Source organism: Pseudomonas parafulva (assembly GCF_000800255.1).
Lineage (GTDB): Bacteria > Pseudomonadota > Gammaproteobacteria > Pseudomonadales > Pseudomonadaceae > Aquipseudomonas > Aquipseudomonas boreofloridensis.
In genome coordinates, this window is the sequence record NZ_CP009747.1 from 3,916,336 (window position 1) to 3,939,611 (window position 23,276).

Here is a 23,276-nt window from a genome sequence, read left to right on the forward strand (position 1 = left end):
TTTGCAGGTGGAAGCTCGCTATCATGCTTATCGATCAGAAAATACCTTTGGGGCAGTACATGGCCTCATTCGTCGAGTGGTTGACCCAACATGGCGCCAACTACTTCGATGCCATCGCCCAAGGGCTGGAGTTCATGATCCACGGCGTCACCAGTACGCTGACCTGGTTCAATCCACTCGTGCTCATCGCCATTTTCGCCGCCCTGGCGCACCTGATTCAGCGCAAAGTGGCGCTGACCGTGTTCGTCGCGGTGTCGTTCCTGCTGATCCTCAACCTGGGCTACTGGCAGGAAACCATGGAGACCCTCGCCCAGGTCAGTTTCGCCACGGTGGTCTGCGTGGCCATCGGTGTGCCGCTGGGCATCGTCGCCGCGCACAAGCCGATGTTCTACACCGCCATGCGTCCGGTGCTGGACCTGATGCAGACCGTCCCCACCTTCGTCTACCTGATCCCGACCCTGACCCTGTTCGGCCTGGGCGTGGTGCCCGGCCTGATCTCCACCGTGGTCTTCGCCATCGCCGCGCCGATTCGCCTGACCTACCTGGGCATCTGCGACGTACCGCAGGAACTGATGGACGCCGGCAAGGCCTTTGGCTGCTCGCGCCGCCAGTTGCTCACGCGCATCGAACTGCCCCACGCCATGCCCAGCATCGCCGCCGGGGTCACCCAGTGCATCATGCTGTCGCTGTCGATGGTGGTGATCGCCGCGCTGGTCGGCGCCGACGGCCTGGGCAAGCCTGTGGTCAACGCACTCAACACCGCCGACATCTCGCTCGGCTTCGAAGCGGGCCTGGCGATCGTGCTGTTGGCGATCATGCTCGACCGTATCTGCAAGCAACCGGAACAGCCGGCAAGGAGTGAAGCATGAGCATCATTCGCTTCGAAGATGTCGATGTCATCTTCTCCACCAAGCCGCGCGAAGCGCTGGCGCTGCTCGACGAAGGCAAGACCCGCGAGCAGATCCTCAAGCAGACCGGCCTGGTGGTCGGCGTGGAAAAAGCCAACCTGGACATCCAGAAGGGCGAGATCTGCGTGCTGATGGGCCTGTCCGGTTCGGGCAAGTCGAGCCTGCTGCGCTGCATCAACGGCCTGAACACCGTCAGCCGCGGCAAGCTGTTCGTCGAGCACGAAGGCAAGCACATCGACATTGCCCACTGCACCCCGGCGGAACTGAAGATGATGCGCACCAAGCGCATCGCCATGGTGTTCCAGAAGTTCGCCCTGATGCCCTGGCTGACGGTGCGCGAGAACATCAGCTTTGGCCTGGAAATGCAGGGCCGCCCCGAGAAGGAGCGGCGCAAGCTGGTGGACGAGAAACTCGAGCTGGTGGGCCTGACCCAGTGGCGCAACAAGAAGCCCGACGAACTGTCCGGCGGCATGCAGCAGCGCGTGGGCCTGGCCCGGGCACTGGCGATGGATGCCGACATCCTGCTGATGGACGAACCTTTCTCGGCACTCGACCCGCTGATCCGCCAAGGTCTGCAGGATGAACTGCTGGAGTTGCAGCGCAAGCTGAGCAAGACCATCGTCTTCGTCAGCCACGACCTGGACGAGGCGCTGAAACTGGGCAGCCGTATCGCGATCATGAAGGACGGTCGGATCATCCAGTACAGCAAGCCCGAAGAGATCGTGCTCAACCCGGCCGACGAGTACGTGCGCACCTTCGTCGCCCACACCAACCCGCTCAACGTGCTGTGCGGCCGCAGCCTGATGCGCAGCGTCAACGACTGCAAGCGGATCAACGGTTCGGTGTGCCTGGATCCCAGCGGCGATTCGTGGCTGGACCTGGGCGAAGGCGGTTCGCTGCAACGTGCACGTCAGGGGCAGAACGGGCTGGACTTGCAGAACTGGGCACCGGGTCAGGACGTGGAAAGCCTCGGTCGCAGGCCGACCCTGGTGCATGCCGACATCGGCATGCGCGAGGCGCTGCAGATCCGCTATCACACCGGCAACAAGCTGGTGTTGCAGGAGAACGACAAGGTGGTCGGCATCCTCGGCGACACTGAGCTGTACCACGCGTTGCTGGGCAAGAACCACGGTTGAAGCCATTGCGGGGCAAGCCCGCTCCCACCCGCCACTGGGAGCGGGCTTGCCCCGCGATTGGGCCGCCTGGCGGCCCGCTTCACTGAATCAGCGCACCACGATACCGCGCGAAGCCATGTAGGCCTTGGCCTCCGGCACCGTGTACTCGCCGAAGTGGAAGATACTCGCCGCCAGCACTGCGCTGGCATGCCCTTCCAGAATGCCGTCGGCCAAGTGCTGCAGGTTGCCTACACCACCCGATGCGATCACCGGAATGCCCAGCGCATCGCTGATGGCACGGGTCACGCCCAGGTCGAAGCCGTTCTTCATGCCGTCCTGATCCATGCTGGTCAGCAGGATCTCCCCCGCCCCCAGCGCTTCCATTTTCTTCGCCCATTCCACGGCATCGAGCCCGGTCGGCTTGCGCCCGCCGTGGGTGAAGATCTCCCAGCGCGGCACTTCGCCGGGGCCCGAGACTTTCTTGGCGTCGATGGCGACGACGATGCACTGCGAGCCGAAGCGATCGGCCGCTTCCCCGACGAACTCCGGGTTGAAGACCGCAGCGGTGTTGATCGACACCTTGTCGGCCCCGGCGTTGAGCAGGTTGCGGATGTCCTGCACGCTGCGCACGCCACCGCCGACGGTCAGGGGGATGAACACCTGGCTGGCCATGCGCTCGACGGTGTGCAGCGTAGTGTCGCGACCATCGACGCTGGCGGTGATGTCGAGGAAGGTGATCTCGTCGGCGCCCTGCTCGTTGTAGCGCCGGGCGATCTCCACCGGATCGCCGGCATCACGGATGTTCTCGAACTTGACGCCCTTGACCACCCGGCCGTTGTCCACGTCCAGGCAAGGGATGATGCGTTTGGCTAAAGCCATGGGTCAGCCTCCTGAAGGCAGCGGCAAGCTTCAAGCTTCAAGCTGCAAGCGGCTCGCATAGCGCTCTCCATCTTGCAGCTTGCCGCTTGTAGCTTGCAGCTCTTAGTAGTTGTCGCAGAAGGCCTGGGCCTCGGCGACGTCGAGAGTGCCTTCGTAGATGGCACGGCCGGTGATGGCGCCGATGATGCCGGGGGCCTTGGCGTCCAGCAGGGCCTTGATGTCACCCAGGTTGTGGATACCGCCCGAGGCGATCACCGGGATCGAGGTGGCTTCGGCCAGGGCCTTGGTGAAGGGCACGTTGCAGCCCTGCATCATGCCGTCCTTGGCGATGTCGGTGTAGACGATCGCCGAGACGCCGTCGGCCTCGAAACGCTTGGCCAGGTCGATGACCTGCACCGAACTGACCTCGGCCCAGCCGTCGGTGGCGACGAAGCCGTCCTTGGCATCCAGGCCGACGATGACCTTGCCGGGGAAGGCCTTGCAGGCCTCGGCGACGAACTCGGGCTGCTTGACCGCCTTGGTGCCGATGATCACGTAGCTGACACCGGCCCTGACGTAATGCTCGATGGTTTCCAGCGAACGGATACCGCCGCCGATCTGGATCGGCAGGGTCGGATAACGCTTGGCGATGGCAGTGACCACCTCGCCATTGACCGGCTGGCCCTCGAAGGCGCCGTTGAGGTCGACCAGGTGCAGGCGGCGGCAGCCACCCTCGACCCATTTGGCAGCCATGCTCACCGGGTCATCGGAGAACACCGTGGAGTCTTCCATGCGGCCTTGACGCAGGCGCACGCAGGCACCGTCCTTCAGATCGATAGCGGGGATGATCAGCATGCTCTTTCCTTTCAAGCTGCACGTTGCCAGCGACAAGCTGCAATGCGCGTTATGTGTCGGATCGGCGATCAAGCGTTGGCTGGAAGCGTGGCGCTTGAGGCTTTCAGCTTTTCTCTAAAGCCCAGAGGTCGCTTTCGATGCTCTCGAACCGCTCCTTGAGGTGCAGTTGAACATCGGCGATCGCCCGGTTGTAGTAATGCGGCGCCACTTCGCGGCTGAACAGCTCGAGCACCTCGGCCACCTCGAAACTGCCCAGCTCCAGCTCGAAGCGGTCTTCGAGAAAGCGCTTGAGCGTGTCGAGCGCCTGGCGCTCCTGCTCGGGGGCCAGCGTCAGGATGGGGGCCTTGGTTTTCGAGCGGCTCATCACCAGCGCCCGTCCCAGGCCACGAAGTTCTGCAGCAATTGCAGGCCATGGGTGTGGCTTTTTTCCGGGTGGAACTGCACGGCGAAGCGCGAACCGTCGGCCAGTGCGGCGGCGAAGTCGACGCCGTAATGGCCACGACCGACCACCTGGCCCGGCTTGCCGGCCTGGATGTAGTAGCTGTGCACGAAGTAGAAACGCGCGCGGTCCGGCACGTCGTGCCACAGCGGATGGTCGACGCACTGGCTGACTTCGTTCCAGCCCATGTGCGGCACCTTCAGGTGCTCGCCGTCTTCCGCCAGGCCCTTGCCGAAGAACCGCACCTGGCCGGGGAACAGGCCGATGCAATCGACGCCTTCGTTTTCCTCACTGTGTTCGAGCAACGCCTGCATGCCCACGCAGATGCCAAGAAACGGACGGTCCTGGCTGACTTCACGCACCAGGGCGTCGAAGCCCAGGCGGCGGATTTCGGCCATGCAGTCGCGGATCGCACCCACGCCGGGGAACACCACGCGGTCAGCCTCGCGGATCACCGCCGCGTCGCTGGTGACCAGCACCTTGCCGGCGCCCACGTGCTCGAGGGCCTTGGCCACCGAGTGCAGGTTGCCCATGCCATAGTCGATGACGGCGACGGTCTGCATCACAGGCATCCCTTGGTCGAAGGCATCTGACCGGCCATGCGCTCGTCGAGCGTCACGGCCATGCGCAAGGCGCGGCCGAAGGCCTTGAACACGGTTTCGATCTGGTGGTGGGTGTTGTGCCCGCGGATCGTGTCAATGTGCAGGGTGACCAGCGCGTGGTTGACGAAGCCCTGGAAGAACTCCTGGAACAGGTCCACATCGAAACCGCCGACCGAGGCGCGGGTGAACGGCACGTGCATCTGCAGGCCCGGGCGGCCGGAGAAATCGATGACCACGCGCGACAGCGCTTCGTCCAGCGGCACGTAGGCATGGCCATAGCGGAAGATGCCCTTCTTGTCGCCGACGGCCTTGGCGAACGCCTGGCCGAGGGTGATGCCGACGTCTTCGACGGTGTGGTGATCGTCGATATGCAGGTCGCCCTTGCATTCGATGTCCAGATCGATCAGCCCGTGCCGGGCGATCTGGTCGAGCATGTGTTCAAGGAAAGGCACGCCGATATCGAATCGGGCCTTGCCGCTGCCATCCAGGTTGATCGAGGCCTTGACCTGGGTTTCCAGGGTATTGCGCTCGACGGAAGCCTTACGTTCGACCATCACCAGCTCCGCAAAATCATTGGGCGAAAAGGGCTGCATTATAGGCCCAGAACGCGCCGGCTTGAAACGCGGATGACGTGTGGCGACGCCGTAAATGCATCGCGGGGCAAGCCCGCCCCCACAGTGCAGAACCTGTGGGAGCGGGCTTGCCCCGCGATAGGGCCATCGCAGCCAGCCATCAGCCGGCTGTCATCGGCCTCAGTGGAACAGCACCGCCGTCTTCTGCAAGGTGACCCACACGCCCCAGGCCAGCGGAATCACCACCACCGCCCAGGCCAGCAGCACCAGTGGCAGGCTGCCCGGCGCGGCGTGCCATTCCAGCGACTTGGCCCCGTCGGCGCCCTTGTCGTGGCTCAGCGCGCGCTCGGCGGCCAGCTCGGCATCGGTCATGAAGTACTTGTCGGCCACCGGACGCACCAGCAGGTTGCAGATGAAGCCCAGCACCAGCAGGCCGGCGAGGATGTACAAGGTCATGTCGTAGGCAGCGGCGCGCGGCACGCCGGCCGCCAACTGCGCCTCACGCAGGTAGGTGATCAGCACCGGGCCGAGCACGCCGGCCGCCGCCCAGGCGGTGAGCAGGCGGCCGTGGATCGCGCCGACCATCTGCGTGCCGAACAGGTCGGCCAGGTAGGCCGGAACGGTCGAGAAACCGCCGCCGTACATCGACAGGATGATGCAGAACGCCGCCACGAACAGCGCGACGTTACCGATATGGCCCATGTTCGGCACCAGCGTGTACAGGCCCACGCCCAGGGCGAAGAAGGCGAAGTAGGTGTTCTTGCGCCCGATGTAGTCGGAGAACGACGCCCAGAAGAAGCGCCCGCCAATGTTGAACAGGCTCAGCAAGCCGGTGAAGCCCGCGGCGATGGCGGCGATCTGCGCCAGTTGCGCGGCATTGAGCTCACTGAAGCTCAGGTCGTTGCCCAGCAACTTGCCGCCGAACACTTCCTGCAGCAGTGGCGAAGCCATGCCGAGGATGCCGATACCGGCCGACACGTTCAGGCACAGCACCAGCCACACCAGGGCGAACTGCGGGGTTTTCCAGGCCACGCTGACGTGCACGTGACGGTCGGTGACCATGGCGTTGGCTTTCTTCGCCGGCGGCGTCCAGCCCTCGGGTTTCCAGCCGGTCGGCGGCACGCGGTAGGCCAGGGCGCCTGCGGTCATGAACACGAAATAGATGGCCGCCATGGCGATGAAGCTCTGCCACACGCCCACTTCCTGGCCGTTGGCGAAGTGCCCCATCAGCGCCGTGGCCAGCGGTGCCCCCACCATCGCGCCGCCGCCGAAGCCCATGATCGCCATGCCGGTGGCCATGCCGCGCTTGTCCGGGAACCACTTGATCAGGGTCGAAACCGGCGAAATGTAGCCCAGCCCCAGGCCGATACCGCCGATCACACCCGACCCCAGCCACATCATCCACAGTTGATGGGTCTTGATGCCGATGGCCGAGATCACCAGGCCGCCACACCAGCACAGCGCCGAGACCAGGCCAGCCTTGCGCGGACCGGCATGTTCCAGCCAGCCGCCCAGCACGGCGGCCGAGCAGCCGAGGAAGACGAAGAACAGGGTGTAGATCCAGCTCAGCATCGAGATCTGCCAGTCGCAGTCGGCGCTGAACAGACGGGCGATGAAGCCCAGGTCGGGCGAGCAGGCCACTGGTGCGGTGATGCCAATGGCTTGCGACAGCGGCAGCCAGAACACCGAGAAGCCGTAGGCCATGCCGATGCACAGGTGGATAGCCAATGCCGCCGGGGGTACCAGCCAGCGGTTGAAGCCCGGGCGGGCGATGATGCGCTCCTTGGACAGGAAGCCTGGCGCCGCCCCTGTCGTGTTGCTGCTAGTCATGGATTCGATCCTTATATGAATTGTCAGTGCTTACGGATCGTTTCCCTGGCGTTTCGCGGCACACAAGGCGAATTACGCGCCGTTTTCGGCGTCACTGCCCCGCGACAATCGGTCGCGGACACTCCGGAAGCGAGGCAAGGTTACCAGCATAAAGTGACGGCGAGATCAAACTGACATCATTATTTTTCATAAATCTGCTCGCCCCGTGATTTCGTGCGCAAGCGTTTGCGTCCGATCAGGCCGGGCAGTCTTCGAACGGAACTGTGTCGGGCGACGCTGTCGAAGCCCTTTCATGGCAAACGCCCCCTATCGTGCGTCAGTTACTCAGAAGCGGCGCGCACGGCGCTATACTCTGGCGCTCGAATTCATCCATCGGACTACAAGGACTCGCCCATGAAAGCGTTCGGCAAAATCCTGGGGCTTGGACTTCTCGGGTTGTTGCTGATCATCGTGGCGCTGGGCTTCGCCCTGACCCACCTCTTCGATCCCAACGACTACAAAGACGAAATCCGCGAGCTGGCCCGCAAGAAGGCCCACGTCGAGCTGACCCTCAACGGTGACATCGGCTGGAGCCTGTTCCCCTGGCTGGGCCTGGAACTGCATGAGGCGAGCATCGCCACGCTGAACAACCCCAAGCAGCCGTTCGCCGACCTGCAGATGCTCGGCTTGTCGGTGCGCGTCCTGCCGCTGCTGCGCCGCGAGGTGCAGATGAGCGACGTGCGCGTCGAAGGCCTGAACCTGACCCTGGTGCGCGACCCGCACGGCCACGGCAACTGGGAGGACATCGGCAAGCCGCTGCCCGAGCAGAACGCCAGCGCCGCGACGGCCCCAGCCGAGCCGAGCGAAGCGCCCGCGCCAGCCAAGGGCGATGCCAACGAACGCGCCGTGAAGCTGGACATCGACAGCCTCACCGTGAACAACGCCCGAGTGCAGTTCACCGACGAACAGAGCGGCAGGAGCTATGGCGCCGAAAGCATCCAATTGAGCACCGGTCCCGTGCATGACGGCGTCAGCACACCGATCAAAGCCAGTGCTTTCGTCAGCGCCAGCGAACCGAACATCAAGGCCCGTACCGAGCTGGTCGGCGATCTGCGCTTCGATCGCAAGCTCAAGCGCTATAGCCTCGAAGACATGCGCTTGTCCGGCGAAACCTCGGGCGAGCCGACCGCCGGCAAGACCGTGACCTTCGCCGCCCAGGGCCAGGTACTGGCCGACCTGGGCGCCGACGTCGCCTCCTGGACTGGCCTCAAGGTCTCGGCCAACCAGTTGCGTGCACTCGGCGAGCTGAACCTGCGCGACCTGAGCAGCACCCCGCAGATCAGCGGCGCGCTGTCCATCGCCCAATTCAACCTGCGCACCTTCCTCGACGGCATCGGCCATCCGCTGCCGGCCACCGCCGATGCGAACGCCTTCGCCAAGCTCGAACTGGTCACCCGCCTGGAAGGTTCGCCAACCGCCATCGCCCTGCCAGACCTAGCGGTGAAACTCGATGACAGCAGCTTCACCGGCCGCGTCGCTATCGAAGACTTCGCCAAGCAGGCGCTGCGCGTGCAGCTCAAGGGCGACAAGTTCGACGCCGACCGCTACCTGCCGGCCAAGAGCGAGGAGGCCAAAGGTGCCAAGGCCGCGCGTCAGGCCGAGGTGCAGCAGCAGGAAGCCACGGCAGTCGCCGGGGCCGGCTCCACGCCGCTGCCGAGCGCACCCACCCAAGTGGCCTGGAGCACCGACAAGCTGCTGCCGGTCGATCGCCTGCGTGCCCTGGACCTGCAAGCCGACCTGTCGTTCGGCGCCCTGACCCTGGACAAGCTGCCGATCACCGACGCTCACCTGCAAGCCTCCGGCCAAGGCGGCCTGCTGACCCTGCAGACCCTGCGCGGCGGCCTGTACAACGGCAGCTTCGAGGCCAAGGGCACGGTCGACGTGCGTCCGGCCGTGCCGCAACTGGGCGTCAACACGCAGATCACCCGCGTACCGGTCGAGCACTTCATCAAGCGCGACACGCCAGATCAGGCCCCGCCGGTCAAAGGCCTGCTGACCCTGTCCAGCGACCTCACTGCCAGCGGCAACAGCCAGAAAGCACTGGTCGATACGCTCAATGGCAATGCCAGCTTCACCATCACCGATGGCGTGCTGGTCAACGCCAACCTCGAACAGCAACTGTGCCAGGCCATCGCCACCCTCAACCGCAAGCAGCTCAGCGGCGAGCCACGGGCCAAGGACACGCCGTTCCAAGAACTGCGCGGCACCTTGGTGGTGCGCAACGGCGTGGCCAGCAACCCGGACCTGAAGGTGCGCATCCCAGGCCTGACCGTCAACGGCCATGGCGACGTGGACCTGCGCGTGCTGGGCATGGACTACGGCATCGGCGTACTGGTCGAGGGCGATCAGCGAGCCATGCCCGACCCGGCCTGCCAGGTCAACGAGCGCTACGTCGGCGTCGAGCTGCCGCTGCGCTGCCGCGGCCCGCTGGAGCTGGGCGCCAAGGCCTGCCGCCTGGACAAGGACGGCCTGGGCAAGGTCGCCGCCAAGCTGGCCGGCAACCGCCTGAAAGACAAGATCGACGAGAAGCTCGATGAAAAGCTCGGCGACAAGGTCAGCCCGGAATTGAAGGACGCGCTCAAGGGGCTGTTCAAACGATGAGCCCCCAGCAGTTCTCCAGCGCTGTGCTGGAGTGGTTCGACCAGCACGGCCGCCACGACCTGCCCTGGCAACAGGGCATCACCCCGTACCGGGTGTGGGTGTCGGAAATCATGTTGCAGCAGACCCAGGTGAGCACGGTGCTCAACTACTTCGACCGCTTCATGCAGGCGCTGCCGACCGTGCAGGCGCTGGCCGAGGCGCCCGAAGACGAAGTGCTGCACCTGTGGACAGGCCTGGGTTACTACACCCGTGCGCGCAACTTGCAGAAGGCGGCGCAGATCGTCGTCGCCGAGCACGCGGGCGAATTCCCGCGCAGCGTCGCCCAGCTCACCGAACTGCCCGGCATCGGCCGCTCCACCGCCGGCGCCATCGCCAGTATCAGCATGGGCCTGCGCGCGCCGATCCTCGACGGCAACGTCAAGCGCGTGCTGGCGCGGTTCACCGCGCAAGGCGGCTACCCCGGCGAGCCAAAGGTCGCCAATGCCCTGTGGATGGCGGCCGAGCGCTTCACGCCGACGACGCGGGTCAACGACTACACCCAGGCGATGATGGACCTGGGTGCCACGCTGTGCACCCGCTCCAAGCCCAGTTGCCTGATCTGCCCGCTGCAGCGCGGCTGCGAAGCGCACCTGCTGGGCGAGGAAAAGCGCTACCCCGAGCCCAAGCCGCGCAAAGCCCTGCCCCAGCGCCGGGCGCTGATGCCGCTGCTGACCAACCACGAAGGCGCCATCCTGCTCTACCGCCGCCCCTCCAGCGGCCTGTGGGGCGGTCTGTGGAGCCTGCCGGAGCTGGACAGCCTGGAGCAGCTCGACGACCTCGCCTACCAGCACGGCCTGCGCATGACCGAACGCCAGGCGCTGCAAGGCCTGACCCATACCTTCAGCCATTTCCAACTGGCAATCGAGCCGTGGCTGGTCCGCGTGGACTCGCTCGGACCGCACGTGGCCGAGCCCGACTGGCTCTGGTATAACCTCGCCACCCCGCCGCGCCTGGGCCTTGCCGCCCCAGTGAAGAAACTGCTGGCCCGCGCGGCCGACGCATTGATTGCAGGAGAGTCCCGATGACCCGCACCGTGAAGTGCCGCAAGTACAACGAAGAGCTGCCGGGCCTGCCGCGCCCGCCCTACCCGGGCGCCAAGGGCCAGGACATCTATGAACACATCTCGCAGAAGGCCTGGGACGAGTGGCAGAAGCACCAGACCATGCTGATCAACGAGAAGCGCCTGAACATGATGAACGGCGAGGACCGCAAGTTCCTCCAGGCGGAGATGGACAAGTTCTTCGCCGGCGAGGACTACGCCCAGGCTGAAGGCTACGTGCCACCGAGCGCCTGAGCCCGACCACGACCCATGTCTGTACAAAAAACAGTCAACGGCCGTAAGCGACGGAATTAATTTAAAATTTTTTCAAAAAGTCGTTGACGCAAGATCTGAAAACCTTTTTAATTCGCCCCGTCGCCCAGATAGCTCAGTCGGTAGAGCAGAGGATTGAAAATCCTCGTGTCGGCGGTTCGACTCCGTCTCTGGGCACCACCATTAAGCATCGGGTGGTTGCAAAGTTACCCGAAGCGACACAAGAAACCCGCCCAGTGCGGGTTTTTTGTTGCCTGGGATTTGGCTGCCGGGCTTGATCAATGTCAAACCGCCATCCTCCGCCTCCCCCTAAGCTACGCCATGGACCCCCGATTCCCGCAAGGATCTCCATGAGCGACGACGCACCTCTTCCCCTCCCCGCACCCACCGCCTCTGCCGCGCGCACGGCTCGCGCCCGCAAGCGCAAGCCCGAAGCGACCATCACCCGCATCAGCCAGCAGCCTGCCGCACTGGAAGTGGCCACCGCCCGCAAGGGCAGCAACGAAGACAGCACCAGCGCCCGCCTGCCGGCCAGCTATCCCTACGCCACACGGATGCGCCGCCAGGAGTACGAAAAGGCCAAGCACGCACTGCAGATCGAGCTGCTCAAGGTACAAAGCTGGGCCAAGGACACCGGCCAGCGCATCGTGGTGTTGTTCGAGGGACGCGACGCGGCCGGCAAAGGCGGCACCATCAAGCGCTTCATGGAACACCTCAACCCACGCGGCGCACGCATCGTGGCGCTGGAAAAGCCTTCGGAACAGGAAAAGGGCCAGTGGTACTTCCAGCGCTACATCCAGCACCTGCCCACCGCCGGGGAAATGGTGTTCTTCGACCGCTCCTGGTACAACCGCGCCGGCGTCGAGCGGGTGATGGACTTCTGCTCGCCGCTGCAATACCTGGAGTTCATGCGCCAGGCCCCCGACCTCGAACGCATGCTGTGCAACAGCGGCATCCTGCTGTTCAAATATTGGTTCTCGGTCAACCGCGAAGAGCAACTGCGCCGTTTCATCTCGCGCCGTGACGATCCGCTCAAGCACTGGAAGCTGTCGCCCATCGACATCAAGTCGCTGGACAAGTGGGACGACTACACCGCGGCCAAGGAAGCCATGTTCTTCCACACCGACACCGCCGATGCGCCCTGGACCGTGATCAAGTCCGACGACAAGAAGCGCGCCCGACTCAACTGCATCCGCCACTTCCTCCACGCCCTGGACTATCCGGACAAGGACCACAGCGTCGCCCATGCCCCCGACCCGTTGCTGGTCGGGCGGGCGATGCGCGGTTTCGAAGAGGACGAGGCCACGGAACTGGCCGGCTGAAAAACAAACGCCACCGTGTGAACGGTGGCGTTTGCCGTCGCGATACCGGGCTGGCGGTCAGTGCCAGACAGCGGCGAGCGCGTCGAGCTCTGCGTCGCTGAGCAATCCCTGCGGGTATCGCGCATCCAGAAGGCGGCGTGGATCGGTCTTCCTGACCCGGAGGCTTCCATGGTGCTTCAACCACTGCGCCAACACCTTGAGCGATTCGTGATCGATCGCCACGGGGGACATAGCCGACTCACTTGCTGCATTCATTTCGACACGTACTCCCTGGAGGCGTGAGCGGCCAAACTACCGGGTGAATGTTACAGAACGGGGGTGGGGCCCCCTGCCTGAACCATCCGGCTGAATGCGATACAAGAGCTGTGCCAGGGTGCTGGTCGATCATCGCGAGCGACGCTCGATCAGCTCCGTCCCAGGCAGGCTAGAGGCCGGCTCAGCGCTTGACCGGCGCCGGCTGCTGCTGGGTCAGGCAGTGGATATTGCCGCCGCCCAGCAGCAGCTCTCGGCCGGGGATCATCACCACCTCGTGGTCGGGGAACAGCTCGGTGAGGATCGCTCTGGCGCGGGCGTCGGCTGGATCGTCGAAGCTGGGCGCGATGATGCCGCCGTTGACGATCAGGAAGTTCACGTAGGATCCGGCCAGGCGCACCGAGGGATCGCGCGGCTGGCTGCCGGCGACCTGGTCGACGCCGGCGCATTCTTCTTCGGTGGCATAAAGCGGTCCAGGAATGGGCATCTTGTGCACCACGAACTCGCGCCCTTTGGCATCGCGGGTGTTCTTCAGCACCTCGTAGGCGGCGTGGCAACGGGCATGGTTGGGGTCATTGGAATCATCGGTCCAGGCCAGTAACACTTCGCCTGGACGCACGTAACAGCAGAAATTGTCGACGTGGCCGTCGGTCTCGTCGTTGTACAGCCCATCGGGCAACCAGACGATGGTCTGCACCGCCAACTGCTCGCGCAGGACATCTTCGATCTGCTCGCGGCTCAGGTGCGGGTTGCGGTTGCGATTGAGCAGGCATTCCTCGGTGGTGATCAGCGTGCCCTCGCCATCGACATGGATCGAGCCGCCCTCGAGCACGAAGCCTTCGGTGTGATAGCGCTGGCAACGCTCCATTTCCATGACTTTGGCGGCCAGTTCTTCGTCACGGTTCCACGGCGCGTACAGACCGCCGTCAAAGCCACCCCAGGCGTTGAAGCCCCAATCGACCCCACGCACTTCGCCATGGTCGTCGATGACGAAGGTCGGGCCGGTGTCGCGCACCCAGGCATCGTCGCTGCTCATTTCCACCACACGGATATTCGGCAGCTCGAGCTGACGACGGGCGTTGCCGTACTGCCCAGCCGACACCGCCACGGTGACCGGCTCGAAGCGGGCGATGGCCTTGGCCAGGGTCACATGGGCCGCCTGCGCGGGCTTGCCGCCCTGGCGCCAGTTGTCCGGGCGCTCCGGCCACACCATCCACACCTGGGTCTGTGGCGCCCACTCGGCGGGCATGTGGAAACCGTCGGCGCGGGGAGTCGAATCAAGGGTCTTCATGGAAAGCCTCTGCAGAGTTGGGGGGCGAGCCCGGGCCACGAATGGCCGGATGCCGCCCAATTTATCCGATGCAAATCGGTATTTAAAGGGTACTAAAGCCTAAAATAATGAATTAGACGTTTAGTTAGCCGATATTAATCGACATGAATTCAGTGATTTCCCCCAGCACCTGATCCACGCAGTTGACAAAGTAGTCCACGCTGGCGCGCGTGGTGCACATGGGCGGCTTGATCTTGAGGATGTTCAGGTGGTCGCCGGTCGGCTGCATGAAGATCCCCAGTTCGCGCAGGCGATCGCACAACAGCAGGGTTTCCTCGGTGGCCGGCTCCAGGGTGTGGCGATCGCGGACCAGTTCCAGCCCCAGGTAGAACCCCGAGCCATGGGCCGCACCGGCCAGCGGGTGCTTGTCCACCAGCGCTTGCAGGCGCGACTTGAAATGCCGGCCCACCTCGCGGGCGTTGTCCCACAGCCCCTCGTCGCGCATGACATCGAGCACCGCGATGCCGATGCGGCAACTCACCGGGCTGCCACCGGCCGAGGAAAAGAAGTAGCCCTCGGCCTCCAGCGCCTCGGCGATCTCGCGCCGGGTGATCACCGCGCCCAACGGCTGGCCGTTGCCCATGCCCTTGGCCATGGTGATGATGTCCGGCACCACGCCCTGCTCTTCGAAGCCCCAGAAATGCTCGCCCAGACGGCCGTAGCCGACCTGCACTTCATCGGCGATGCACACCCCGCCACGCGCCCGCACCAGGGCGTAGGCCTGGCGCAGGTAATCCGGCGGCAGCGAGATCCCCCCGGCATTGCCATACACCGGCTCGCAGATCATCCCCGCCAGTTGACGCCCTCGCGCGTCCAGGTCGGCCAGCTTGGCCTCGACATCGCGCAAGTAGGCCGCCGCACTGTCGGGCCCGCGGAAACGTCCGCGGAAGGTGTTCGGTGCCTCTACCGGGTGCACCCAGTCCGGGCGGGTCTCCAGGGCCTGCGGGTTGTCGGCGATCGAAGTGGAAATCGCGTCGGTGGCCACAGACCAGCCGTGGTAGGCCTCCAGCACACTGAGCAGGTCGCGCCCGCCGCTGTAGGCCCAGGCCAGACGGATCGCCAGGTCGTTGGCCTCGGTGCCGCTGTTGACCAGGAACACCCGATCAAACCCAGGCGGCGCCAACGCCAGCAGCCGTTCGGAGAATTCGGCGATGGCCGCGTAGTGGAAGCGCGAGTTGGTGTTGAGCAGCGACCATTGCCGCGCCGACTCGGCAACCATGCGTGGATGACCATGGCCGAGCACGGCCACGTTGTTGAGCATGTCCAGGTACGAGCGACCCTGCATGTCGATCAGGTAGTTGCGCCAGCCCCGCTCGATGTGCGGCGGCTGGGTGTAGTAATGCTTCTGCGAGCGGGCGAAGCTGGCATCGCGACGGGCCAGCAAGGCCTGGGAGTCGGCCAGCGGTTCGGCGTCGCAGTCGAAACCCAGCAGCGCCGCCGGCGACGGGCATAAGGCCAGCCAAGTGGCCGCCTGCGACGGCCTAGCAAAAAACGGCGGCTGAATGTCGGTGTCCAGCGCAAGCTGCACGCCGAGCAGGCCGCAGGTGGAACCGAGCACCTGGCCCTTTTCCACCGACTCGCCGTCCTCGGGCGTGCGCTCCAGCCCGCTCAGCCACAGCCCCCACTGGGCCGTGCTCAGACAGCCGCGCCCATCGCCGGTGCTCAGCCAGATGCCCGCCTGGGGCGCGTGCAACAGGGTTCCGGTGGACAGCTTCAACTCCACGCCCAGGGCACAGGTGGCCGGCTCGTCCGGGCGGTCGATGTGGGTCTGCGACAGGCGATACTGGCCGTACTGGGTGCTGGCCGGCGCGGGCTGGGCGAGCAGCAGACGCTGGTCGAAGCCGGCCTGTTGCCAATTGCCAGCGTCGCAGTGCGGGCTGAGCACGCCGAGGTCGAGCAGGCTGACCTTCTCCCGCGCCAGGCTCGGCAGCAGCGGCGCGCAGCCAGCCAGGTCCGGCGCCTGCGCTGCCATGCCTGCCGCGTGCAGGATCGCCGCCTCCATCAGCGCGGCAGGCAGGGCGGTGGCGGTGTTGAAGATCTCCCACTCATGGGCGATGTTGTCGCGGATGTACTGGTTGTCGGGGTCGACCGTCAGTTGCTGCTCGCTGCTCAGCACCAACACCGCCGAGCGATTCAGCAGCAACGGCCACAGGGCGCGCAACTCGGCTTCGCTCAGCGGGTTGACCGCCTGGTAGGCGGCGACTACCGGCAGGATGCGCAGCGGATCGCCAGCGGCATGGTGGAGCATGGCCGCGCAGGTGACGGACAAATCGGCGATGCGCCAGGTGCGCGACAGATCGCCGAAGTCGATCACCCCCCGCGCCTGCCATTGCAGGTGCTCATCCAGCGCCCACACCACGTTGTCATCGGTGATGTCCAGGTGCACGGCCTGCTTGGGCAACTGCCCGACCAGCGGCGCCAGGCGTCGCTGCGACTGGCTGGCCACTTCCGCGACGCGCTCGCGGTGGGCGCGGTCCTTGATCACCGGCAGCAGGTGTTCGATCAGCACTCCGGCATGGCGCGGATCCCACTGCAGGGTACGCTCCAGGCCCGGATGGTCGAAACCGGCCAGGGCCTTGCCGACCTGGGCGCACAAGGCACCCAGTTCAGCCATCAAGCGCTGCGGCAGGTGCGCCAGACGCGTCAGCGGCTGGCCGTCGAGATACTCGAGCACGCGCCCGCGCAAGGCCTGGCCACCGATCTGCAAGGCCAGCAACCGGCTGCCGTCCAGCGCCGCACGCACCGCCGGCACCGGCAGGCCATGCTCGCGCAGGTAGGCCAGTGCCGCATGCTGGGCCTCCAACTCGATGCGTGCATAACTGCCGTGGCACAGCTTGAACACAAAACGTCCCTGATCGCTGTCCAGCCGGAAATTCACGTCCTGCTGGCTGCCAAGAGGCACCAGCGACCCGTGCAGACCGTAGTAGGCCTGCAAGGCCTGGCGGGCCTGCGTCTCGGAAACCTGGGGGCGTGGCAGGCTGGAGCGGTGGATCAGGGTATGCAGCGGCATGGTGCGAACCTCGGCCTCGATTTCGCCTATGACGCCATCACCCTTGCCGGGACGCAAGTGGGGCTCGCTGCAGTCTGTCACTGCACGCCCGCAGTACGCGCTATGATGAAGCCTTTGCCGGCCTGGCGACCTCACGTGATCGAGGCTGCGGTTCGGCGTCGAGCGGACATCGCTGGGCCAATTCGATTTCAAGGACCTGATCGCATGACCAAAGGCATCGTGCTCGCCGGAGGCTCCGGCTCTCGCCTGCACCCCATCACCCTGAGCGTGTCCAAGCAACTGCTGCCGATCTACGACAAGCCGATGATCTACTACCCGATCTCGGTGCTGATGCTCGCCGGCATCCGCGACATCCTGCTGATTTCCACGCCCCAGGACCTGCCGCAGTACCGCGCGCTGTTCGGCGACGGGAGTCGGTTCGGCATCAACCTCAGCTACGCCGAGCAACCCTCGCCGGACGGTCTGGCCCAGGCCTTCCTGATCGGCGAGTCGTTCATCGGCAGCGACTCGGTATGCCTGATCCTGGGCGACAACATCTTCCATGGCCAAGGCTTCAGCGAACAGTTGCAGCGCGCCGTCAGCCGCCCGAGCGGGGCGACGGTGTTCGGCTATCTGGTGAAGGATCCCGAGCGCTTCGGCGTGGTCGAGTTCGACGCGCAGGGCAAGGCGCTGTCGGTCGAGGAAAAGCCGGCCGTGCCACGCTCGAACTACGCCGTCACCGGCCTGTATTTCTACGACAACGACGTCGTCGAGATCGCCAAGGGCGTGCGCCCCTCGGCCCGGGGCGAGCTGGAGATCACCGACATCACCAATGCTTACCTGCAACGCGGCGACCTGCGCGTGGAGCGCTTCGGACGCGGCTTCGCCTGGCTCGACACCGGCACCCACGACAGCCTGCTGGAAGCTTCGCAGTATGTGCAGACCATCGAGCACCGTCAGGGCCTGAAGGTGGCGTGCCTGGAGGAAATCGCCTACCAGAAGGGCTGGATCGGCAAGGAACAACTGCTGGCCAAGGCCGACGAATTGAAAAAGACCGGCTACGGTCATTACTTGAGCAAACTGGCTGAAGACACACCATGAACGTCATTCCCACCGCCATTCCCGACATCCTGATCATCGAGCCGAAGGTCTTCGGTGACAGCCGTGGCTTTTTCCTGGAGAGCTACAACGCCCGCGCCTTCGCCGAACGCACCGGGGTGCAGGCATCCTTCGTCCAGGACAACCATTCGCGCTCGCAGCGAGGCGTCCTGCGCGGCCTGCATTACCAAGTGCAGAACCCCCAGGGCAAGCTGGTACGCGTGACCCAGGGCGAAGTGCTCGACGTGGCCGTCGACATCCGCCGCAGCTCGCCCACCTTCGGCCAGTGGGTCAGCACCCGGCTGTCCGCCGACAATCAGCACCAGATGTGGATTCCGCCGGGCTTCGCCCATGGTTTCGTGGTGCTCAGCGAGTCGGCGGACTTCCTCTACAAGACCACCGACTACTACAACCCCGCCGCCGAACGCTGCATCCGCTGGGACGATCCACAACTGGGCATCGACTGGCAATTGCAGGGTGCCCCCCTGCTGTCGGCCAAGGACCAGGTTGGGCCTTTGCTGCAAGACGCGGAGCTGTTCCCATGAAGATTCTGGTCTGCGGGCACCACGGCCAGCTCGCCCAAGCGTTGCACGGGGCCTTGGCCGGTCTGGGCGAACTGCACCTGCTGGGTCGCGACCAGCTCGATCTGGCCAATCCCGAAGCGCTGCGCGCGCCGCTGCGTCGGCTGGCACCGGACCTGATCGTCAACGCCGCCGCGCACACGGCGGTGGACCAGGCCGAAAGCGAAGCCGAACTGGCCTACGCGATAAACGCCGAAGGCCCGCGCGTGCTGGCCGAGGAAGCCGCGCGCCTGAAGGCGCCGCTGATCCACTATTCCACCGACTACGTGTTCGACGGCAGCAAGACCTCTGCCTACACCGAAGCCGACACGCCCAACCCCCTGGGCGTCTACGGGCAGAGCAAGCTGGCCGGCGAGCAGGCGATCACCGCCGTGGGCGGCGAGCACCTCATCCTGCGCACCAGTTGGGTGTATTCGCTGCACGGGCGCAACTTCCTGCTGACCATGCAGCGCCTGCTGCAGGAGCGCGCGCAACTGAAGGTAGTGAGCGACCAGATCGGCGCCCCGACCTGGGCCGGCACCCTCGCCGCCAGCACCCGCGCCTTGATCGAACGCTGGCAATCCGGCGAGTCCGGCGCCTGGGGCACTTATCACCTCACGGCCCAGGGCGAGACCTCCTGGTTCGGCTTCGCCCAGGCCATCGCCGCGCACCTGCAAGCGCGCGGCCTGCCCTGCGCCGAGTTGCTGCCGATTCCCAGCAGCGAGTACCCGACCCCGGCGCGGCGCCCGCTGAACTCGCGGCTGGACTGCTCGCGCCTGGCCCAGCAGTGGCACGTCAGCCTGCCGCATTGGCAGCAGGCGCTGAACGACTGCCTGAACTAGCGCATAATCGCGTCAGATCCTTCTGGCGCACTTGGCGATGCTCTCGATTCAGACCCCTTCCCGACGCCCCCGCTGGCGCAGCCTGGCACTGCTGGCGCTGTGCCTGGCCCCGTTGCTATGGCCTCTGCACCACCTGGCCGAACGTTACTACCAGGACCAGCTGGCCTCGCAGAATCGCCAGACCCTCGACCTCTACGTCGCCAACCTGCTCGGCACCCTGCACCGCTACGAAACCCTGCCGCAGATCCTCGGCGACCTGCCGGCCCTGCGTGGGGTGCTGGCCGACCCGTTCCGCCTGGAAGCGGTGACCAACGCCAATCGCCTGCTGCGCGAGATCACCCAACAGACCGGCGCCGAGGTGATGTACCTGATGGACGTCAGCGGCAACACCCTGGCCGCCTCCAACTGGGACAAGCGTGACAGCTTCGTCGGCCGCAACTTCGCCTTCCGGCCTTATTTCATCGAAGCGATGCAGGGCCGGCTGGGGCGCTTCTTCGGCCAGGGCACCACTTCGGCCAAGCGCGGCTACTTCTTCGCCGCCGCCGTGCGCGACGGTGAGCGAGTGGTAGGCGTGCTGGTGGTCAAGGTGGACCTGGACCACACCGAAACCCTGTGGGGGCGCACGCCGGAACAACTGCTGCTGACCGACCAGAACGGCGTGGTGGTGCTCACCTCGCGCCCCGAATGGCGGTTCCGCGCCACCCGCGCGCTGACCGAGCAGGAGCGCACGGCGATGATCGCCATCCAGCCGTATCCGACCCAGGCACCGCAGCCTCTGCACCTGGAGCCCGACGCCTGGCTGACCCAGACCCGCGACATCCAGGAAACCGGCTGGCAGGTGAGCATTCTGGCGCCGCGCATGCTGGTCGATCGCTCGGTGCAGACGGTCATGGCCATCGGCGCCGCCGCCCTGCTGGTAACCATGCTCCTGGCCGGGCTGGTGATGCAGCGCCGGCGTCACTACATGGACCGCATCGAGCTGGAAGCGCGTGGCCGCCAGGAACTGGAAAACCGCGTGGTGGCGCGCACCGCCGACCTGGAGTGGCTCAACACGCGCTTGAAGAACGAGGTGCTGGAACGCGAGCAGGCGCAGCAGGAGCTGGTGCGCGCCCAGGACGAACTGGTCCAGGCCGGCAAGCTGTCGGTGCTCGGCACCATGTCGGCGAGCATCAGCCACGAGCTCAACCAGCCGCTGGCGGCCATTCGCAGCTATGCCGAAAATGCCGAGGTGTTGCTCGATCACCAGCGCACCGAGGACGCCCGTGGCAACCTCAAGCTGATCGGCGAGCTGACCGGGCGCATGGCCTCGATCATCGCGCACCTGCGCGCCTTCGCCCGCCGCGACCGCCATGCGCCGGAAAGCGTGGCCCTGCAACCGGCGCTGGACGATGCCCTGGCGCTGTTGGCCAAGCGTCGCCGGGCGATGGCGGTGGAACTGACCCGCGACCTGCCCGACGCGACCTTGTGGGTGCAGGCCGGTGAAACCCGCCTGCGCCAGGTGCTCGGCAACCTGCTGGCCAACGCCCTCGACGCCCTCACCGAAAAAGCCAATCCGCGACGCCTGTGGCTCAGTGCCGAACAGCGCGATGGCAACGTCTACCTGTACATCCGCGACAACGGCCCGGGCTTCAGTCGCCAAGCCCTGGAACACGCCAAGGAACCGTTCTTCACCACCAAGACCCGGACCCAGGGCCTGGGCCTGGGCCTGGCGATCTGCGAAAGCCTGATGCGCGCCCTGGGCGGCGAGCTGCTGCTGGGCAACCACCCGGAAGGCGGCGCCCTGCTGACCCTGCAACTGCGCGTTGCGCCGCCGGGCGCCAACCTGCAACCCTCGGAGGATTCCTCGGCATGACCGAGCCACTGATCGACAGCCAAATCCAGGTCATCCTGGTCGATGACGATCCGCACCTGCGCCAGGCCCTGAGCCAGACCCTGGACCTGGCCGGCCTCAAGGTCGCCGCCCTGGCCGATGCCCAGGGCCTGGCCGCGCGCCTGCAGCCTGACTGGCCCGGCGTGGTGGTCAGCGATATCCGCATGCCGGGCATCGATGGCCTGCAACTGCTCGAACAACTGCACGGGCTCGATGCCGAACTGCCGGTGCTGCTGATCACCGGCCACGGCGACGTGCCGCTGGCGGTCCAGGCGATGCGCGCCGGTGCCTACGATTTCCTGGAAAAGCCGTTCGCCAGCGATGCCCTGCTCGACAGCGTGCGCCGCGCCCTGGCCCTGCGCCGCCTGGTGCTGGACAACCGCAGCCTGCGCCTGGCCCTGAGCGACCGCCAGCAACTGTCGACCCGGCTGGTCGGCCACTCGGCGCAGATGCAGCGCCTGCGCGAGCAGATCGGCGCCCTGGCCGGCACCCGCGCCGACGTGCTGATCCTCGGCGAGACCGGCGCCGGCAAGGAAGTGGTGGCGCGCGCCCTGCACGACCTGTCGAGCCGTCGCGACGGCCCGTTCGTGGCGATCAACGCCGGGGCCTTGGCCGAATCGGTGGTCGAAAGCGAGCTGTTCGGCCATGAGTCTGGTGCGTTTACCGGTGCGCAGAAACGGCGCATCGGCAAATTCGAGTTCGCCAACGGCGGCACCTTGTTCCTCGACGAGATCGAGAGCATGAGCCTGGATGTGCAGGTCAAGCTGCTGCGCCTGCTGCAAGAGCGCGTGGTCGAGCGCCTGGGCGGCAACCAGTTGATCCCGCTGGATATCCGCGTGATCGCCGCGACCAAGGAGGACTTGCGCCAGTCCGCCGACCAGGGGCGTTTCCGCGCCGACCTGTACTACCGCCTGAACGTCGCGCCGCTGCGCATTCCGGCGCTGCGCGAGCGCGGCGACGACATCCTGGTGCTGTTCCAGCATTTCGCCGATGCCGCCAGCCAGCGCCACGGCCTGGCGCCGCACACCCTGCAACCGGCGCAACGCGCGTTGCTGCTGCGCCACGAGTGGCCCGGCAACGTGCGCGAACTGCAGAACGCCGCCGAGCGCTTCGCCCTGGGCCTGGAGCTGGCCCTGGACGAGCAGGCCAGTGCTGCCAGCCCCAGCGCCGAGCCTCAGCGTGGCGGCACGCTGAGCGAACAGGTCGAGCAGTTCGAGCGCTCGCTCATCGCCGCCGAGCTGAGCCAGCCGCACAGCTCCATGCGCAGCCTGGCCGAGGCCCTGGGCATTCCCCGCAAGACCCTGCACGACAAGCTGCGCAAACATGGCCTGAGCTTCGCCGACGGCAGCGGCGGCCATGACGACCACGAGGAAACGCGCCCATGAGCCGCGACAGCCAGTACCTGCAACAGGTCCTGCACCACGATATTCCGCTGACCGCCGAGATGGGCCTGCAGGTGCTCGACTGGCAGGCGCAGCGCCTGCGCTTGACGCTGCCTTTGGCGCCCAACGTCAACCACAAGAGCACCATGTTCGGCGGCAGTCTCTACTGCGCGGCGGTGCTGGCGGGGTGGGGCTGGTTGCACCTGCGCTTGCGCGAGCTGGGCATCGACGATGGGCATATCGTCATTCAGGAAGGGCAGATCAGTTATCCGTTACCGGTCACCGGCACCGCCGTGGCCTGCTGCGAGGCGCCGCCGGACAAGGACTGGCAGCGTTTCCTGGCGCTGTATCAGCGGCGCGGCCGGGCGCGGCTGACGTTGCAGACCACGGTCGCCAACCAGGGCAGCGAAGCAGCCGCTGTGGTGTTCAGCGGCCAATACGTACTGCATCGCTAGAAAGCA

General features: G+C 65.7%; 20 protein-coding genes and 1 tRNA gene. 13 read left to right on the forward strand and 8 right to left on the reverse strand.

The genetic code is table 11. From position 1 onward, the window contains the following. Positions 1-20: 20 nt before the first annotated feature. Both choW and choV read left to right on the forward strand, forming a co-directional pair. Positions 21-869, forward strand: a complete 849-nt coding sequence (choW, locus tag NJ69_RS17110; protein ID WP_209435542.1) for a choline ABC transporter permease subunit — start codon at positions 21-23, stop codon at positions 867-869. Next, complete coding sequence (gene choV, locus NJ69_RS17115) at positions 866-2,044, forward strand: choline ABC transporter ATP-binding protein (RefSeq protein WP_029612905.1); 1,179 nt, start codon at positions 866-868, stop codon at positions 2,042-2,044. Before choW ends, choV begins: the two co-directional genes overlap by 4 nt. Before the next feature lie 87 nt (positions 2,045-2,131). Here the strand turns inward: choV and hisF are convergent, their stop codons facing one another. The 6 genes from hisF to NJ69_RS17145 all read right to left on the reverse strand — a co-directional run bounded on the left by hisF (position 2,132) and on the right by NJ69_RS17145 (position 7,179). Beyond that, entirely contained in the window at positions 2,132-2,902 is a 771-nt protein-coding gene (hisF, locus tag NJ69_RS17120) for an imidazole glycerol phosphate synthase subunit HisF (protein WP_029612904.1), read from the reverse strand. Between the two features lie 102 nt (positions 2,903-3,004). Continuing rightward, complete coding sequence (gene hisA, locus NJ69_RS17125; protein ID WP_039581342.1) at positions 3,005-3,736, reverse strand: 1-(5-phosphoribosyl)-5-[(5-phosphoribosylamino)methylideneamino]imidazole-4-carboxamide isomerase; 732 nt, start codon at positions 3,734-3,736, stop codon at positions 3,005-3,007. Between the two features lie 103 nt (positions 3,737-3,839). Next, the gene (locus NJ69_RS17130) at positions 3,840-4,100 is read right to left on the reverse strand and encodes a DUF2164 domain-containing protein (protein ID WP_029612901.1); all 261 of its coding nucleotides are present in this window, start codon (positions 4,098-4,100) and stop codon (positions 3,840-3,842) included. Beyond that, complete coding sequence (hisH, locus tag NJ69_RS17135; protein ID WP_039581344.1) at positions 4,100-4,738, reverse strand: imidazole glycerol phosphate synthase subunit HisH; 639 nt, start codon at positions 4,736-4,738, stop codon at positions 4,100-4,102. The genes NJ69_RS17130 and hisH overlap by 1 nt, the downstream gene beginning before the upstream one ends. Continuing rightward, positions 4,738-5,331: an imidazoleglycerol-phosphate dehydratase HisB gene (hisB, locus tag NJ69_RS17140; protein ID WP_039581346.1), complete on the reverse strand. Its 594-nt coding sequence runs from the start codon at positions 5,329-5,331 to the stop codon at positions 4,738-4,740. The genes hisH and hisB overlap by 1 nt, the downstream gene beginning before the upstream one ends. 198 nt (positions 5,332-5,529) lie before the next feature. Continuing rightward, positions 5,530-7,179 carry an OFA family MFS transporter gene (locus NJ69_RS17145; RefSeq protein ID WP_039581349.1) on the reverse strand — a complete coding sequence of 550 codons (1,650 nt, stop codon included), beginning with the start codon at positions 7,177-7,179 and terminating at the stop codon, positions 5,530-5,532. A 393-nt stretch (positions 7,180-7,572) separates the two neighbouring features. Between NJ69_RS17145 and NJ69_RS17150 the strand changes: the two genes are divergently transcribed. From NJ69_RS17150 to ppk2, 5 genes are all read left to right on the forward strand, one after another. Next, positions 7,573-9,819: an AsmA family protein gene (locus tag NJ69_RS17150; protein WP_039581352.1), complete on the forward strand. Its 2,247-nt coding sequence runs from the start codon at positions 7,573-7,575 to the stop codon at positions 9,817-9,819. Continuing rightward, a complete protein-coding gene (mutY, locus tag NJ69_RS17155) occupies positions 9,816-10,883 on the forward strand; it encodes an A/G-specific adenine glycosylase (protein WP_039581355.1) in 1,068 nt (355 codons plus the stop codon). Before NJ69_RS17150 ends, mutY begins: the two co-directional genes overlap by 4 nt. Further along, a complete protein-coding gene (locus NJ69_RS17160; protein WP_029612825.1) occupies positions 10,880-11,152 on the forward strand; it encodes an oxidative damage protection protein in 273 nt (90 codons plus the stop codon). Before mutY ends, NJ69_RS17160 begins: the two co-directional genes overlap by 4 nt. Positions 11,153-11,274: 122 nt before the next feature. Next, positions 11,275-11,350: transfer RNA gene (locus NJ69_RS17165), tRNA-Phe, on the forward strand. Between the two features lie 170 nt (positions 11,351-11,520). Beyond that, complete coding sequence (gene ppk2, locus NJ69_RS17170) at positions 11,521-12,492, forward strand: polyphosphate kinase 2 (protein WP_039581357.1); 972 nt, start codon at positions 11,521-11,523, stop codon at positions 12,490-12,492. Between the two features lie 436 nt (positions 12,493-12,928). On the opposite strand, the gene aguA is transcribed toward ppk2, so the two are convergent. Continuing rightward, entirely contained in the window at positions 12,929-14,035 is a 1,107-nt protein-coding gene (aguA, locus tag NJ69_RS17180) for an agmatine deiminase (RefSeq protein ID WP_039581360.1), read from the reverse strand. A gap of 124 nt (positions 14,036-14,159) precedes the next feature. After that, positions 14,160-17,084: an aminotransferase gene (locus NJ69_RS17185; RefSeq protein ID WP_039583295.1), complete on the reverse strand. Its 2,925-nt coding sequence runs from the start codon at positions 17,082-17,084 to the stop codon at positions 14,160-14,162. 204 nt (positions 17,085-17,288) lie between these two features. On the opposite strand from NJ69_RS17185, the gene rfbA reads away from it, so the two are divergent. The 6 genes from rfbA to NJ69_RS17215 are packed head-to-tail and all read left to right on the forward strand — an operon-like array spanning position 17,289 to position 23,270. Further along, on the forward strand, positions 17,289-18,164 hold the full coding sequence (gene rfbA, locus NJ69_RS17190; RefSeq protein WP_039581363.1) for a glucose-1-phosphate thymidylyltransferase RfbA: 876 nt from the start codon (positions 17,289-17,291) through the stop codon (positions 18,162-18,164). Continuing rightward, entirely contained in the window at positions 18,161-18,706 is a 546-nt protein-coding gene (gene rfbC, locus NJ69_RS17195) for a dTDP-4-dehydrorhamnose 3,5-epimerase (protein WP_029612831.1), read from the forward strand. The genes rfbA and rfbC overlap by 4 nt, the downstream gene beginning before the upstream one ends. Next, positions 18,703-19,563 (forward strand): dTDP-4-dehydrorhamnose reductase, encoded by an 861-nt coding sequence (rfbD, locus tag NJ69_RS17200; protein ID WP_039581365.1) that lies wholly within the window; start codon positions 18,703-18,705, stop codon positions 19,561-19,563. The genes rfbC and rfbD overlap by 4 nt, the downstream gene beginning before the upstream one ends. Positions 19,564-19,600: 37 nt before the next feature. Beyond that, a complete protein-coding gene (locus NJ69_RS17205; RefSeq protein WP_039581367.1) occupies positions 19,601-21,415 on the forward strand; it encodes a sensor histidine kinase in 1,815 nt (604 codons plus the stop codon). Continuing rightward, on the forward strand, positions 21,412-22,818 hold the full coding sequence (locus tag NJ69_RS17210) for a sigma-54-dependent transcriptional regulator (RefSeq protein WP_039581369.1): 1,407 nt from the start codon (positions 21,412-21,414) through the stop codon (positions 22,816-22,818). Before NJ69_RS17205 ends, NJ69_RS17210 begins: the two co-directional genes overlap by 4 nt. Next, positions 22,815-23,270 carry a YiiD C-terminal domain-containing protein gene (locus tag NJ69_RS17215; RefSeq protein WP_039581371.1) on the forward strand — a complete coding sequence of 152 codons (456 nt, stop codon included), beginning with the start codon at positions 22,815-22,817 and terminating at the stop codon, positions 23,268-23,270. The genes NJ69_RS17210 and NJ69_RS17215 overlap by 4 nt, the downstream gene beginning before the upstream one ends. Positions 23,271-23,276: the final 6 nt, after the last annotated feature.

Excerpts from the sequence above, each read along its gene's own strand:
- hisH (WP_039581344.1), bottom strand. The coding sequence starts at position 4,738 with ATGCAGACCGTCGCCGTCATCGACTATGGCATGGGCAACCTGCACTCG.
- NJ69_RS17150 (WP_039581352.1), top strand. The coding sequence starts at position 7,573 with ATGAAAGCGTTCGGCAAAATCCTGGGGCTTGGACTTCTCGGGTTGTTG.
- NJ69_RS17205 (WP_039581367.1), top strand. The coding sequence starts at position 19,601 with ATGCTCTCGATTCAGACCCCTTCCCGACGCCCCCGCTGGCGCAGCCTG.
- choV (WP_029612905.1), top strand. The coding sequence starts at position 866 with ATGAGCATCATTCGCTTCGAAGATGTCGATGTCATCTTCTCCACCAAG.
- mutY (WP_039581355.1), top strand. The coding sequence starts at position 9,816 with ATGAGCCCCCAGCAGTTCTCCAGCGCTGTGCTGGAGTGGTTCGACCAG.
- ppk2 (WP_039581357.1), top strand. The coding sequence starts at position 11,521 with ATGAGCGACGACGCACCTCTTCCCCTCCCCGCACCCACCGCCTCTGCC.
- NJ69_RS17130 (WP_029612901.1), bottom strand. The coding sequence starts at position 4,100 with ATGAGCCGCTCGAAAACCAAGGCCCCCATCCTGACGCTGGCCCCCGAG.
- hisA (WP_039581342.1), bottom strand. The coding sequence starts at position 3,736 with ATGCTGATCATCCCCGCTATCGATCTGAAGGACGGTGCCTGCGTGCGC.
- hisF (WP_029612904.1), bottom strand. The coding sequence starts at position 2,902 with ATGGCTTTAGCCAAACGCATCATCCCTTGCCTGGACGTGGACAACGGC.
- NJ69_RS17210 (WP_039581369.1), top strand. The coding sequence starts at position 21,412 with ATGACCGAGCCACTGATCGACAGCCAAATCCAGGTCATCCTGGTCGAT.
- NJ69_RS17160 (WP_029612825.1), top strand. The coding sequence starts at position 10,880 with ATGACCCGCACCGTGAAGTGCCGCAAGTACAACGAAGAGCTGCCGGGC.
- rfbD (WP_039581365.1), top strand. The coding sequence starts at position 18,703 with ATGAAGATTCTGGTCTGCGGGCACCACGGCCAGCTCGCCCAAGCGTTG.
- rfbA (WP_039581363.1), top strand. The coding sequence starts at position 17,289 with ATGACCAAAGGCATCGTGCTCGCCGGAGGCTCCGGCTCTCGCCTGCAC.
- hisB (WP_039581346.1), bottom strand. The coding sequence starts at position 5,331 with ATGGTCGAACGTAAGGCTTCCGTCGAGCGCAATACCCTGGAAACCCAG.
- NJ69_RS17145 (WP_039581349.1), bottom strand. The coding sequence starts at position 7,179 with ATGACTAGCAGCAACACGACAGGGGCGGCGCCAGGCTTCCTGTCCAAG.
- aguA (WP_039581360.1), bottom strand. The coding sequence starts at position 14,035 with ATGAAGACCCTTGATTCGACTCCCCGCGCCGACGGTTTCCACATGCCC.
- NJ69_RS17185 (WP_039583295.1), bottom strand. The coding sequence starts at position 17,084 with ATGCCGCTGCATACCCTGATCCACCGCTCCAGCCTGCCACGCCCCCAG.
- NJ69_RS17215 (WP_039581371.1), top strand. The coding sequence starts at position 22,815 with ATGAGCCGCGACAGCCAGTACCTGCAACAGGTCCTGCACCACGATATT.
- rfbC (WP_029612831.1), top strand. The coding sequence starts at position 18,161 with ATGAACGTCATTCCCACCGCCATTCCCGACATCCTGATCATCGAGCCG.